This window comes from Cryobacterium sandaracinum (genome assembly GCF_004403415.1).
GTDB lineage: Bacteria > Actinomycetota > Actinomycetes > Actinomycetales > Microbacteriaceae > Cryobacterium > Cryobacterium sandaracinum.
The window spans coordinates 1-12,674 of record NZ_SOGO01000031.1 but is presented as its reverse complement, the minus strand read 5'-3'; the positions used below and the strand labels follow the sequence as shown (position 1 = coordinate 12,674).

The following is a 12,674-nucleotide window of genomic DNA, read 5'->3' as shown; positions in this document are numbered from 1 at the left end:
TTAGTAAACACGGCGATCAAAGGTGATGAAGCCATGCCCGAAGCATTCCTAGTTGATGGTGTTCGAACTCCTATCGGCCGATACGGCGGGGTGCTGGCCGGCATCCGCCCCGACGACCTGGCCGCCATCGTGCTTGCCTCGGTCGTGTCCCGGTCCGGGCTGGATCCCACCCACCTTGACGAGGTCGTCCTCGGCGCCGCCAACCAGGCCGGCGAGGACAACCGCAACGTCGCCCGCATGGCCGTGCTCCTGGCCGGTCTCCCCGACAGCGTGCCGGGGATCACGGTCAACCGGCTCTGCGCATCCGGCCTGTCCGCCGTGCACCTGGCCGCCAACATGATCAAGGCCGGCGAAGCAGACCTCGTGATCGCCGGCGGCGTCGAATCGATGACCCGCGCACCCTGGGTTCTCGCCAAGCCGGAGAAGGCGTTCGCCAAGCCGGGCGAGATCGTCGACACCTCGATCGGCTGGCGCTTCACGAACCCGCGCCTGCAAGCGCGCGACAAGGCCACCTTCTCCATGTCGGAGACGGCGGAGGAGGTCGCCGCCCTCGACGGCATCAGCCGGGCGGATGCCGACACGTTCGCCCTCCGCTCGCACCGGCTGGCACTCGAGGCGCAACGTGACGGCATCTTCACGCCCGAGATCGTGGGTGTTCCCACCCGCGCCGGACTGATCGAGATCGACGAGGGCCCCCGAGCCGACACCACGCTCGAACGCCTCGCCGGGCTGCGCTCGGTCGTGCGGACGGGCGGCATCGTCACGGCCGGCAACGCCAGCTCCCTGAACGACGGGGCCTCCGCCATCGTTGTGGCGAGCGAGGCGGCCATCGAGCGTCTGGGGCTGACGCCCCGCGCCCGGGTGGTAGGCGGAGCCAGCGCCGGCGTCGCCCCGGAGACCATGGGCCTCGGCCCGGTCCCCGCCACCCAGAAGCTGCTGCACCGCCTGGGACTGACCATCGGTGACGTCGACGCCGTCGAACTCAATGAGGCGTTCGCGACCCAGTCTCTGGCCTGCATCCGCCGGCTCGGCCTCGACCCGGAAATCGTCAACCGGCACGGCGGCGCCATCGCCCTCGGGCACCCGCTCGGGTCGTCCGGGTCCCGTATCCTGATCACCCTGTTGGGGCGCATGGAGCGCGAGGGTGCCCAACGCGGCGTGGCCACCATGTGCGTGGGCGTCGGGCAAGGTTCCTCCCTGCTGGTGGAGCGCGTCTAGATGTCGCGCGAGTTCACGACGCTGCTGGTCGACGAGCGGCCCGACCGGGTGCATGTGCAGCTCGACCGACCGGCCGTGCGCAACGCCATCGACCAGACCATGATCGACGAGTTGCACCTGGTCTGCGCCGACCTCGAGCAGGAACCCCGCATCCTGATCCTGTCTGGCACGAACGGCGTCTTCGCCTCCGGGGCCGATATCGCGCAGTTGCGGGAACGCCGGGCCGAAGACGCCCTGAACGGTATCAACTCGACCTTGTTCGGCCGGATCGCCCGCCTGCCGATGCCCGTGATCGCCGCCATCGACGGCTGGGCGCTCGGCGGCGGGGCCGAGCTGGCCTACGCCGCCGACTTCCGGATCGCCTCCACGACCGCCCGGCTCGGCAATCCGGAGACGGCCCTCGGCATCATCCCGGCGGCCGGAGCGCTGTGGCGGCTGGCCGCGCTGGTCGGCGAACCCGTGGCCAAGGAGATCATCCTGGCCGGGCGCATCCTGAACGCTTCCGAGGCGCTGGCGGTGCACCTGGTCACCGAGGTGCACGAGTCGGACGTCCTGCTCGAGGCAGCGCACGCGCTGGCCGACCGGATCGCCAAGCAGGACCCGTTGGCCACCCAGCTGGCCAAGGAGGTCTTCCATGTTCCCGCCGCGGAGCATCCCGTGGCCGACAACGAGGCCCAGGCGCGCCTGTTCGAGTCCGACCAGAAATTCACCCGAATGACCGCATTCCTGGAGAGGAAGAAGCGATGACGCTCAGCACCGTGTCCGCAAAGGCCCAAGCCGCTCAGTCCGTGCCAGTGCCGCACCAGGTCGGCGTGCTCGGCGGAGGCCGCATGGGCGCCGGCATTGCGCACGCGTTCCTGATGGCCGGGGCCCGTGTCACCGTCGTGGAGCAGGGAGACGACGCGGCTGCCGCCGCCCGCGACCGGGTCCTGACCGCCATCGACAAATCCCTCAGCCGCGGTAGCGTGACCGCGAGCCGCGCCGAGCTCGACGACCGGCTGACCGTGACAACGGATGCCGCCGCGTTCGCCGGCTCCGGCCTCGTCGTCGAGGCCGTTCCCGAGATCGTGGCGCTGAAGACGCAGGCGCTCCGCCTGGTGGAGGCGCACCTCGCCCCCACCGCCTGGCTGGCGTCCAACACCTCCTCGCTGTCGATCACCGATCTGGCCGAGACGCTGGACCGCCCGGACCGGTTCATTGGACTGCACTTCTTCAACCCGGTGCCAGTCTCGACCCTGATCGAGGTCGTCACGGGGGAGCGCACCGACCCGGAGCTCGCCCGGCTCGCCCAGGACTGGGTGTCCTCGCTCGGGAAGACGCCGATCCTGGTGCGGGACTCGCCCGGCTTCGCCAGCTCCCGCCTCGGCGTCGCGATTGCGCTCGAGGCGATCCGCATGGTCGAGGAGGGCGTGGCCAGCCCCGAGGCCATCGACACGGCCATGGTTCTTGGCTACAAGCATCCGGTCGGGCCTCTCCGCACGACCGACATCGTCGGCCTCGACGTTCGCCTCGGCATCGCCGAACACCTGCACGAAACCCTCGGCGACCGGTTCGCCCCGCCGCAACTGCTACGCGACCTTGTCGCACGCGGTGACCTCGGACGCAAAAGCGGCCGCGGCTTCTTCGATTGGAAGGACGCATGATGACACTTCTCAGCAACGGCACCAGCACTGACACCGGCCCCGACACGAGCTCTGACACGGTCGTTCCCAGCTACGTTCTCGACTCCTGGTGGACCCCGGACACCGATGTGGTTGCCCAGCGTGTCCTCGACGCGAGCACCGGGGCCGAGGTCGCCCGGGTCAGCAGCGACGGGCTCGACCTGGCCGCCGTGGTCGAACACGCCCGCACGGTCGGCCAGGCCTCGCTCGGGGAACTGACCTTCCACCAGCGTGCCATCCTGCTCAAGAAGCTGGGACAGTACCTGGGCGGGGTCAAGGAGGAGCTCTACGCGCTCTCCGCCCGCACCGGCGCCACCCGCTACGACTCGATGGTCGACATCGACGGCGGCATCGGAGTGCTGTTCACGCTGTCCTCAAAGGGCCGGCGCGAGATGCCCAACAGTCAGGTTTACATCGACGGCGACGTCGAGGCGCTCTCCCGCGACGGCTCCTTCAGCGGTCAGCACATCTACACCCGCATCCCCGGAGTCGCCTGCCAGATCAACGCCTTCAACTTCCCGGTCTGGGGCATGCTTGAGAAGCTGGCCCCGGCGTTCATCGCCGGCGTGCCGACGATCGTCAAGCCCGCGACGCCCACCGGGTACCTGACCGAGGCGGTCGTGCGTCACATCCTGGCGTCCGGCATCCTGCCCCTGGGCGCCCTGCAGCTGATCTCCGGCAGCGCCAGGGACCTGATCGACCACCTCGACTACCGCGATCTGGTGGCGTTCACCGGGTCGGCCGGCACCGCCCGCACCCTCAAGTCCCACCCGAACGTGGTCGAGGGCGGCGTGCGCTTCACGAGCGAGACCGATTCGCTCAACGCCGCGATCCTGGGCCCGGACGCCGCAGCCGGCACGGCCGAGTTCGACGCCTACGTCGCCTCCGTAGTGACCGAGATGACCAGCAAGGCCGGTCAGAAGTGCACCAGCATCCGCCGGCTGATCGTGCCGGCGGGCCGCCGCGACCAGGTCGTCGCGGCCGTCTCCGAACGGATGGCCCGCCGCGTCACCCTCGGTGACCCGCGCGCCGAGGGGGTCACCATGGGGCCCCTCGCCAGCACAGGGCAGCGCGACGAGGTGCTCGCCAGCGTCGCCCGCCTGATCGACGGCGGCGGACGCATCGTGATGGGCTCGGCGGACGCCCCGACCGGAACCGACCCGGGCGGCGCCTTCGTCGCCCCCATCCTGCTGGCCTTCCACGACCCGGAGAGCCCGGCCGTGCACGAGATCGAAGCCTTCGGCCCGGTGGCCTCCATCATCGAGTACACCGACCTGGACCACGCCATCGCGCTGGCCGCGCGCGGCGGCGGCTCACTGGTGACGACCGTGGCCACTCACCACCCCGATATCGCACGTACGCTCGTGCTCGGGATCGCAGCGCACCACGGCCGGGTGCTGATGCTTGACCGGGTCGATGCGCGCAGCAGCACGGGCCACGGATCGCCCGTTCCGCACCTCGTGCACGGCGGACCCGGGCGGGCCGGCGGCAGTGAGGAGCTCGGCGGCATCCGTTCGGTGCTGCACCACATGCAGCGCACGGCTATCCAGGGCTCGCCCGACATGCTGACCGCCATCACGGGGGAGTGGCACGCCGGTGCCGCGGTGCGAACGGGCATCCACCCGTTCCGAAAGTCCCTGGCCGAGTTGCGGGTGGGCGACCAGACCCAGGGCGGACCGCGCGTGGTCACTCTGGCCGACATCACGGCATTCGCCGAGGCCACCGGCGACAAGTTCTACGCGCACACGGACCCCGAGGCGGCGGCGGCGAACCCGTTCTTCCCCGGGATCGTCGCGCACGGCTACTTGCTGGTGTCCTGGGCGGCCGGGTTGTTCGTGGATGCGGCCCCCGGGCCGGTGCTCGCGAACTCCGGGCTGGAGAAGCTGCGGTTCGTCACCCCGGTGTCGCCCGGCGACAGCATCCGGGTCACCCTGACGGCCAAGCGGATCACCCCGCGCGAGACCGAAGAGTACGGCGAGGTCTGCTGGGACGCCGTGCTGCACAACCAGAACGATGAGGTCGTCGCCACCTACGACGTTCTCACCCTGGTCGCCAAGGAGTAACCCCCGGGCACCAGCTGAGAGCGCCACAGGCGGAGCGCCAGGTCGGGTGTCGAACGAATTCGACGGAGATTTTGGCTCTCCTGCTTCATCTGTGGGTGTCNACTCGCCCAACTCGAGGAACCGCCGGCGAACGGGCAAGCCTGGCTGAAAGACGCACAGCACATGCGCCAGGTCGCCCGCATGGTCGTCGACGCCGGCGCCCGGAACCCCGACGCCCTCGACCAACTACTGCAGACCACGCAGGAGTTGGCGGACCGGTGCGCGCTCGACCCGGCCGCGGACATCGGGCTCGGCACCCCGAGGATGCCGGAAGCCTCGAGCATCGGCGTGGTCGGCGACCCGGTCGCTGAGTTGTGGCGACGGGCCCGGCACGGTATCGACGACCGGTACGCCGGCACCACCCTCGTCCGTGCCGCACACGAGGAGCTCGCCCATGAGATGGAGACGGTCGAGCACCTCGGGTTCGCCGCGTATTTCTTGACCGTCGCCCGGGTCGCGGACCTGATCCGGGGCATGGGCGTCCGGGTGCAAGCCCGGGGGTCCGGTGTCGGCTCCGTCCTCAACTACGCGCTCCGCACCTCCTCGGTCGAACCGATCGAGAACGGCCTGATCTGGGAGCGGTTCCTCTCCCCCGAGCGCCAGACCCTCCCCGACATTGATATTGACGTCGAATCCGCGCGCCGCCACGACATCTACCGGGAAGTGTTCCAGGTCTTCGGTGCCGACCGGGTGTCGTTGATGTCGATGACCAACGCGTACCGGGGGCGGGGCGCAGTCCGGGACGCCGGGCTCGCCCTCGGCATGCCCGAGGACCAGGTCGCGGCGATCGCCAAGCAGATGTGGCGGTTCAACGCCCGCGACTTCCGCCGGGCCCTCGAGGAGAAACCCGAGCTTGCGGAACTCGCCGCGCAGGTAGGCGAGTCGCAGCAGCTGGACCAGCTGGTGGACCTGACCGCTAAGCTCGACCGGCTCCCCCGCCACATCAGCGTCCACCCGTGCGGCGTCATCCTCTCCGACACGTCCCTCCTCGACCGGACCCCGGTGCAACGCTCGGGGATGGGTCTGCCGATGTCGCAGTACGACAAGCACGACATGGACCCGATGGGCCTGATCAAGCTCGACATCCTCGGCGTCCGGATGCAGAGTGCGATGGCGTACGCGATCGAGGAGCACCGGCGACTCACCGGCGAGACCATCGACCTGGACCGGGTTCCCCTCGACGACGAACCCACCTACGAAATGCTCCGCACCACCCGCACCCTGGGCGTCTTCCAGCTCGAATCCCCCGGGCAAATGGAGCTGATCGGGAAACTCCAGCCGGAAGTCTTCAACGACCTGACCGTGGAGATCAGCCTGTTCCGCCCGGGCCCAATGCAAGCGAACATGCCCCTGCAATATTTGAAGGCGCGGCACGGGGAAGTCACACCCGACCACATGCACCCGCGGTTCAAGCCTTTCCTCGCCGAAACCAACGGTGTCGTCGTTTTTCACGAACAGGTCATGCGGCTCTTCGACGAGCTGACCGGCTGCGGAATGGGTAAGGCCGATGTGTTCCGCCGGCACCTCGGGAAATCCGGTGACCTCGCGGAGATTGAAGCGTACGTGCGGAAGCAGGCGGCCGGCCGCGGGTTCCCGGCGCCTGTCGTGGACCGGGCGTGGAAGGTGCTGTCTGGGTTCGGCAGTTTCGGGTTCGCCAAAGCACACGGGGCCGCGTTCGCCCGCACCACCTATGAGAGCGCCTGGCTGAAAACGCATCACCCGGCGACGTTCTTCGCCGGGCTCCTCACCCACGACCCGGGCATGTGGCCCAAGGACCTGATCGTCGCCGAAGCCCGCAACCTCGGCGTCCCCGTCCTCGGTCTTGACGTCCAAAAATCAGCGTTGGACTACCGGGTCGAGGAGCTGGGCGACGGGCAGCTCGCCATCCGCCTCGCCCTGCCCGAACTCGCCGGTTCCAGCGCCCTGGAGCGGCAGCGGATCGCCGAGCATCAACCGTTCTCGTCGTTGCAGGACTTCCGGGACCGGGTGCGGCCGCGCCGGCGCACGTTCGAAGCCCTGGCCCGGGTCGGCGCCCTGGACTCGTTCATCGGCTACGACCGGGCCCGCCGCGGCGACCTCCTCGCCCACATCCAAGGCCTCGGCCGGCGCGCCCTCCCCGTCGGCCCCGACCAGCTCGCCTTCGATATTGAACTGCCACTGCCCGACTTCAATCGGGCAGTCACCGCCCTCGACCTCCGCGGCCGCACCCAAACGGACGTGGAACTCCGCGACCTCGGCCTCGCCGTCAGCCACCACCAAATGACCCGCTTCTACCCACTCTTCAAAGAACTCGGGGTCACACCTGCCTCGAACCTCGTCAACCTGCCGGGCGGCACTGAAGTCCTGGTCGCCGGGGTCCGCCGCGCCACCCACACTCCCCCGATGCGCAGCGGCAAACGCGTCGTCTTCCTCTCCCTCGACGACGGCAGTGGGCCGGTATCCAACGTGGTGTTCTTCCACGACGCCCAGGCTGCGATCGGGGCACCCGTGTTCCGCACCCACTACGCGCTGATCCGCGGCCGGACCCGGCGCACCGGCGCCCGCGGGGTCTCTGTGACGGGCGAGCAAATGTGGGACCTGCTCGACGTGGCAGGGAAAGTTCGGGCACGCCAGGCCGCGGAGCAAGAACGGGAGCGGGTTGTGGTCGAGGCGGAGGCTGCGGACAACGTCATCCAGATGTGGAGACGGAGAGCGTGAAGTTCCCGACGCTATTCACGGGACGGGCGTTCCTTTAGACGCGCCTGACTGCGAATTCTCCCGGGCGGAGCAAACGGGACGGTCCCTTCAGCAGAAGCTCCCTGGCCGTTTCGTGTCGATTTCCATACTCGGCAGCACAAATTCCGCACTTGCATGCACCGCTCATTTACGCCACCACGGACCTTGGCTCTGTGCCCATGAGGGTCCCTCTATCGGGCGGCAGCTTGATGTTCGCCAGGTCTGGGACGGCATCGACGCTTCGGGCCAGCTCATTCGCGTGATCGGCGTCTCCAGTTACTCCTGCCAGCTTCAACCGACCACCTTGAGGACGATGCAAATGACCGTGGCTAGGCTCGGCCCTGACGATCGCACGTCATTGAGTCATCTGAACCTTGCCAGTTCCACGGCTTATCCACCTAGATAGGGACGTGGTCGGCGAAGGCGATGGCCTGTTGGATCGCCGCGATCCCAAGCACCCAGCACAACCAGACAGCTGGTAGCGCCAGAAGCAGCGCTATCACCGAGGTCGCGATCCTTAGCGTCTTGCGCGGCGTTGCAAGAATGGAAAACACGGATGCCGCCGCAGAAAGCGCCGGAACAAGTACAGACACAACCATCACCCCCAGATGCATGGGAATCCTGGCAGCGTAGTACGAGCTGGGATGATCGTCAGGGTCAAAAATGAACCCGGAAATAAATGCAAAGTACGTCGATACCAACGACAGTCCTAAAAGCGCGAAAGCCAAAGCCAGCCACGTGCCCCCGCTCCACTGCTTCCCCATGAAGATCAGTCAACCATGGCTTGAACAGGGACAAGTTTCGACGATCGTTCCTCTTGCGGGGAATATCCCGACAGTGGGCACTTCACTCTTGGGTCATGGAATACTGACGCTCCGGAGCGTCGTGGGCGCACAACTCAATACGACAAATAGCGATCAAAGAACGCCTCCACAGAGCGCCAGAAAACAGGGCTACGCAGTTCAAGGTGGCTGCACCAGGTGGGGTCAGACCAGCCAGAGCGGAATCCGCGAAGTCGGCGGAGGTGCGTGACTCACCGTGTACCTGTGTTGCTCCGTTTCCCACGCTTCACCATCAAGTAGATTCCGCCGATGACAAGGAGCATCAGCGCGATGACTACTACACTCAGCGCCGTGGATTCGAGCCCAGATAGGACGACGGCGGACGGCCCCGTTCCGATGCTGCAGTGGATCTGCGTCGGCATAAGCGTCGTGGAAATGTCGAGGGTCTTGCCCACCCCACCGTGGGCGCCGGCGTCGATAAGTGGGTACCAGCAGGCCGAGCGCAGTTTCTCACCACTCGGAAGCACGAAAGCGGTGAGGACGAAAGGCCATGTGGCGAGTCCGAGCGCCCCGCCGCCGGCGGTCAGCGCGCCCGAAACGAAGCGTGTGGTCTGCCCGATATCTGTCGTCCAGACGAAGAATGATGAGATGAACGCAACGCCGGCGCCGGCCAACAGGAAGATGAGAGCTAAAACGTTGGTGTTGTTGGTCTCCAGAAAGTCGAGGTAGGAGACGCCGAACGACGCGATGAGGACGGTCAGGCCAACACAGTAACCGCCGATGGCGACGTTCGATTCTCGCTGGGTTACCTGCTGTTCTGCAATCGTCACGGTCGGATCCTACCTGTTCACTATCTGGATGCTGAGGCCTCGCATTGCCCCAGGATCGTGGTCTTCACGGACAGGCTCCTAACTGCGGATATCGCGGCTCAGGCGCGTCCGAAGGCTACGGCGTGCTCGTGAATACCGGGCCCGAGCCGCTTCTGGTCGGATGCCAATGATGCTGCCGGCCTCAGCGATGCTCAACCCCTCCCAGACGACGAGGGTGACCAGCTCCTGATCGCGAGCAGAGAGAGACGCGAGTGCTGTGATGGCTGCGTCGTCGCTGGATTCAGGTGCGATCGGCCACACACGCAACTCGTCCCGCAGGCGTCCGGTCAGCGCCAGGCGTCGCACACGGTGCCGCCGGTGGGCTGCGAGAACGCGATGGGCGACCCCGTAGCTCCAGGCTCGCCGGACGCCGTGTTCTTCTGGCAGCTTGTCGCGTCTCTGCCAGACGACCAGTAGCGTTTCGGACAGGCAGTCCGCCGCGTCCTCGTCCGGTGTCACCCGTCGCGCGAAGTACGCGAGCAGCTCGTCGGCAATCAACCGAATGAACGCTTCCACGTCGCCCGCGAGGGACTCAGGCAGCACAATTCGTGCGGAGTCATAGGTCATCGTTTCCCCCCACCGAGAATCTGATCGCAGACTTGCTCAGTGTAGGAGGTCTCCATCAGGTCGACGTCGCCGTCTCGAGCTCCCGCCGCGACCTCCATGAGCCTGTCGGTCACACCGCCGCCGTCATTGGCCACCAGAGTCCGAAAGTTGTCCGTATCACCCAGCCATTCCGCCGCCCGCTTCTGCCGATCTGCATCGTCGGCCTTGTGCGCCTTGAGCCAGTCATCTGTCCATGCGCAAATGGCGAAACTCTCGTACGTTTGCGTCATCAAGCCTTCCTGCGCGAGGCCCTGCCCACCCGACTCAACATCAAGGCGAGTGAAGATTGCTCCGACGCCAGCGATCGCGGCCTCCTTCGGCACGGTTGCCGGAAGCGTTAGGTAATCGGGGTAAGCGTCGACGACGACTTGCGGTGCGTCGTCAGCTCCCAGCGAAATCCACTCTGTGTCGTCCACCTCTGTGCTGGTCGATGGGTCTCCGAATTCTCCGGTACGGGTGAGTATCGAGGTAGCAACCGCCGGGACAGCCACACCAACACCTGCCAACGCGATGAGACTGCCGATGACCAGACGGCGACGACGGGAGAACCCGGCAAACCGGTGCGCGCGTTCCCGTTCCAGTCCGGCACGCACCCCCGGGTCCTCGAGCGCCCTCGTGAGAGCATCCGTAGCGGTGCGCGCGCCAGCAGACGAACGGACCTCACCCAGGGCTCGGATTCGTGCCTCTACGTCATCTGTCGAATCGTTCATACCTATTCATGTCGGGTGAGGGCCCAAACGTGACAAATTGCCCTGCAAGTCGCACTTGAACTATGCGCCGAGCTAAATTCTCTCGACGAAACGTATCGCTGTCTTCGCAGTTGACGGAAGCTTTCGATACCTGTCTCAAGGAAAGTGGCGCACAGTGAGCAGAGTCGGGACGAGCCCGGGTCGCGCGTTGCCGACGGGGCCGCAACGCAGGAATGGTTGTTCCAAGGGTCCCCCTGCGAACCCTGGACGCCATCAGCAGCCGCTCCCCCCTTTCGCAGAATGAGTGCCGGGGAACGTCCGGCTTACGGGACTGCGGATGAGCCCACGCGTGACGGCAGAATGTCTTCAACAGCGTCGGCGCCGGTGGCACTTGGGAGACGATCGTTTGGGATTGCGGCGAACAGGCATACTTATTTGGTTGGCGAGGTGCGGTCGCATATTGCGAGGACGGTGGGGCAGACAATGGATCACCTGCGAATCAATTCAGTTGATGCAGCATTGTCTTACCTCATCCTCCTTGTCTCGTTGGTCATTGTCCCCACGATGCTGACGTGGTGGATTGTCGCCCAACACATAAATGGCCGAATGAGAAGCACCAGAAGCCAGCTAGATCGGGGCCGTTGGCACTTTTTACGGTTCGGGCCGGCGGCACCGCTCATCTCTGCCGCCGCGTCCTTGTGCGGTTTCCTGATGTTCTACGTGCCCCACTTACATGATGCTCTCAGCCCAGACGTCAGATTCGCTTTCTTGATTTTGGGCGGGATTGGTCTCGTCGCCTTCATGATGAGCATGGTTCTTTGGTCTTACTCCAATGCACCACCAAGAGAAGCATGCCGCCGTAGGTAGGAACGCTGCGCTTCTGCGCGCCGTGTGGAGACTGCCATTGACCCGCAGAGGGTTCCAAAATGCCACCCAGCTGCTCAACGCTGGCTCGAAGCCCTGGCGGCGTATTCTGTGCCCCATGAAGGTCCCTTTCTGACACTCACCAGGTGGGGCCACTACTTCTTCGATAGGAGCTTCGCACCGTCCGACCGCAGCTCCCCCGCAGGTGAGACATGGCGGTACAAGGTCTGCCGGGTGATCCCGAGCTCCTTGCAGAGGTCGCCAACCTTCGTTTCCTTCTGACCCATCGCGGCCATGGCCAGGCGGACCTTGGCCGGCGTCATCTTGAACGGCCGCCCGCCCGTCCTCCCCCGTACTCGAGCTGCGGCAAGCCCGGCGACAGTGCGCTCAGAGATGAGCGCCCGCTCGAACTCGGAGAGAGCAGCAAAGATTCCGAAGACGAGCTTCCCAGGTGCCGTCGTGGTGTCGATCGCAGCGCCCTCTCCGGTGAGCACCTAGAGGCCGATGCCACGTTCGGTGAGGTCATGCACCGTATTGACCAGATGACGCAGGTCTCGACCGAGCCGGTCCAGCTTCCACACCAGGAGCGTGTCACCATGACGCAGCGCCTTCAGGCAAGCCGCCAGGTGCGGCCGGTCGTCCTTCTTCCCGGATGCCTGGTCCTCGTAGAGATCCCCTGCAGCGACGCCGGCGGCCAGGAGTGCGTCTCGTTGTAGATCAGTGCTCTGCGAACCATCAGCTTTTGACACGCGCATGTATCCGACGAGCATGCTCGACCCCTGTCATTTAAACGTTCGATTGCGTGACAAACCTAACTTCGGCCTACGAAGGATCAAATGCGTCACTTATCCGGCTCTCCTGCTTCATCCGTGGGTGTTGCGGAGCGCCTTAACGGCCGCACGCCGCTTCCTGTCTAGGTTTCTGACTGTCTAGGAACAGAAACTCAAGGGGCAGGAATACGGCGTGCGGTCTCTAACTTTATGGCGGACTTTGCTGGGTGTCGATAAGACGGTCGTTGAGGACCTGAATCTGGACCCGGCGGCGGGTGTTTTGGTGGCCTCGGTGCGGCCGACGGGGTCGGCGCGGCACCGGTGCGGGGTCTGCCTGAAACGTTGCCCACGCTACGACAGTGGTGCGGGGCGGCGCCGGTGGCGGGCCTTGGACGCGG

The 12,674-nt window shown here is 66.0% G+C and carries 9 protein-coding genes and 2 pseudogenes; 6 read left to right on the top strand and 5 right to left on the bottom strand.

Annotated elements, in window-relative coordinates; genetic code table 11:
* The first annotated feature begins 33 nt into the window (after positions 1-33).
* From E3T25_RS17015 to E3T25_RS10450, 5 genes are all read left to right on the top strand, one after another.
* Positions 34-1,218 carry an acetyl-CoA C-acyltransferase gene (locus E3T25_RS17015; protein ID WP_174843021.1) on the top strand — a complete coding sequence of 395 codons (1,185 nt, stop codon included), beginning with the start codon at positions 34-36 and terminating at the stop codon, positions 1,216-1,218.
* A complete protein-coding gene (locus E3T25_RS17010) occupies positions 1,219-1,965 on the top strand; it encodes an enoyl-CoA hydratase/isomerase family protein (RefSeq protein WP_104103479.1) in 747 nt (248 codons plus the stop codon).
* Positions 1,962-2,861 (top strand): 3-hydroxyacyl-CoA dehydrogenase family protein, encoded by a 900-nt coding sequence (locus E3T25_RS10460; protein ID WP_134374152.1) that lies wholly within the window; start codon positions 1,962-1,964, stop codon positions 2,859-2,861. Before E3T25_RS17010 ends, E3T25_RS10460 begins: the two co-directional genes overlap by 4 nt.
* The gene (gene paaZ, locus E3T25_RS10455) at positions 2,861-4,942 is read left to right on the top strand and encodes a phenylacetic acid degradation bifunctional protein PaaZ (RefSeq protein WP_104103585.1); all 2,082 of its coding nucleotides are present in this window, start codon (positions 2,861-2,863) and stop codon (positions 4,940-4,942) included. Before E3T25_RS10460 ends, paaZ begins: the two co-directional genes overlap by 1 nt.
* Before the next feature lie 162 nt (positions 4,943-5,104).
* Positions 5,105-7,678, top strand: coding sequence for a helix-hairpin-helix domain-containing protein (locus E3T25_RS10450; protein WP_134374151.1), 2,574 nt, complete (start codon positions 5,105-5,107; stop codon positions 7,676-7,678).
* A gap of 416 nt (positions 7,679-8,094) precedes the next feature.
* Here E3T25_RS10450 and E3T25_RS10445 read toward each other — a convergent pair whose 3' ends face one another.
* The 5 genes and pseudogenes from E3T25_RS10445 to E3T25_RS10425 form a co-directional block, all read right to left on the bottom strand.
* Positions 8,095-8,460, bottom strand: a complete 366-nt coding sequence (locus E3T25_RS10445; protein ID WP_134374149.1) for a hypothetical protein — start codon at positions 8,458-8,460, stop codon at positions 8,095-8,097.
* A gap of 269 nt (positions 8,461-8,729) precedes the next feature.
* Positions 8,730-9,308, bottom strand: coding sequence for a hypothetical protein (locus tag E3T25_RS10440; RefSeq protein ID WP_134374147.1), 579 nt, complete (start codon positions 9,306-9,308; stop codon positions 8,730-8,732).
* Positions 9,309-9,386: 78 nt separating this feature from the next.
* Complete coding sequence (locus E3T25_RS10435) at positions 9,387-9,914, bottom strand: RNA polymerase sigma factor (RefSeq protein WP_134374145.1); 528 nt, start codon at positions 9,912-9,914, stop codon at positions 9,387-9,389.
* A complete protein-coding gene (locus E3T25_RS10430) occupies positions 9,911-10,546 on the bottom strand; it encodes a hypothetical protein (RefSeq protein ID WP_134374143.1) in 636 nt (211 codons plus the stop codon). Before E3T25_RS10430 ends, E3T25_RS10435 begins: the two co-directional genes overlap by 4 nt.
* Before the next feature lie 1,115 nt (positions 10,547-11,661).
* Positions 11,662-12,276 (bottom strand): annotated as a pseudogene (locus tag E3T25_RS10425) (recombinase family protein).
* Between the two features lie 193 nt (positions 12,277-12,469).
* On the opposite strand from E3T25_RS10425, the pseudogene E3T25_RS17495 reads away from it, so the two are divergent.
* Positions 12,470-12,674 (top strand): annotated as a pseudogene (locus tag E3T25_RS17495) (ISL3 family transposase); the annotation flags it as partial.

Bases quoted from the DNA above. Each gene is read 5' to 3' on its own strand.
- E3T25_RS17010 (WP_104103479.1), top strand. From the start codon at position 1,219: ATGTCGCGCGAGTTCACGACGCTGCTGGTCGACGAGCGGCCCGACCGG.
- E3T25_RS17015 (WP_174843021.1), top strand. From the start codon at position 34: ATGCCCGAAGCATTCCTAGTTGATGGTGTTCGAACTCCTATCGGCCGA.
- E3T25_RS10445 (WP_134374149.1), bottom strand. From the start codon at position 8,460: ATGGGGAAGCAGTGGAGCGGGGGCACGTGGCTGGCTTTGGCTTTCGCG.
- E3T25_RS10460 (WP_134374152.1), top strand. From the start codon at position 1,962: ATGACGCTCAGCACCGTGTCCGCAAAGGCCCAAGCCGCTCAGTCCGTG.
- E3T25_RS10435 (WP_134374145.1), bottom strand. From the start codon at position 9,914: ATGACCTATGACTCCGCACGAATTGTGCTGCCTGAGTCCCTCGCGGGC.
- paaZ (WP_104103585.1), top strand. From the start codon at position 2,861: ATGACACTTCTCAGCAACGGCACCAGCACTGACACCGGCCCCGACACG.
- E3T25_RS10450 (WP_134374151.1), top strand. From the start codon at position 5,105: ATGCGCCAGGTCGCCCGCATGGTCGTCGACGCCGGCGCCCGGAACCCC.